We start from the raw sequence: 543 nt of genomic DNA, 5'->3' as shown, positions 1-543 counted from the left end.
GTGGTTAATACCACTGCATTAGCAGAAATTGCACTTTCACCTTGGTGCACACCTAACGCCAAACCTAAACGAGTTGAGAGTTGCTCAACCAGCATACTTTCAGCACCATGTTGCAATAGCAACAAAGCTGTTTGAATACATAATTTTGTAATTTCACGCTGTTTATCTTCTGAAATGGCCGAACATTCAGCCATTATCTCATTGTCCATACCATGCCTTAGTTTTAATCAAAAACGAGCCATTGCTAATATAAAGTTTATCAACATCGCCTATTTTTCGCTTTATTATCTTTCAAGACTATTATGAACAAATAAAATATTTAAGGCTGTAGATAGATCAATGTTTGTTTACTCATAAACTTATTAGGGAAATGTGTCTTTTTAGAAAAACCGTTACATAATATGTACTTTAAATAATTTAAGACACCGTTAAGCAACAAATGAATGAGTATCTAAGAGCATACAATAGTATATAACTCGAGCAAATAGACGCCGTCAACAACGCTGAAAATTTAAGAATGACGTACATATAAAATAATAAAGG

At 33.1% G+C, this 543-nt stretch carries 1 pseudogene; it reads right to left on the bottom strand.

From position 1 onward, the window contains the following. Positions 1-209, bottom strand: a pseudogene (locus tag ABN217_RS20155) (threonine/serine exporter family protein); the annotation flags it as partial. Between the last annotated feature and the right edge of the window lie 334 nt (positions 210-543).

Origin of the sequence: Proteus sp. fly-1067 (assembly GCF_040139345.1) — a bacterium.
Classification (GTDB): Bacteria; Pseudomonadota; Gammaproteobacteria; order Enterobacterales; family Enterobacteriaceae; genus Proteus; species Proteus vulgaris_B.
The sequence above is the reverse complement of the archived record's forward strand: the minus strand, read 5'-3'. Positions and strand labels throughout refer to the sequence as shown.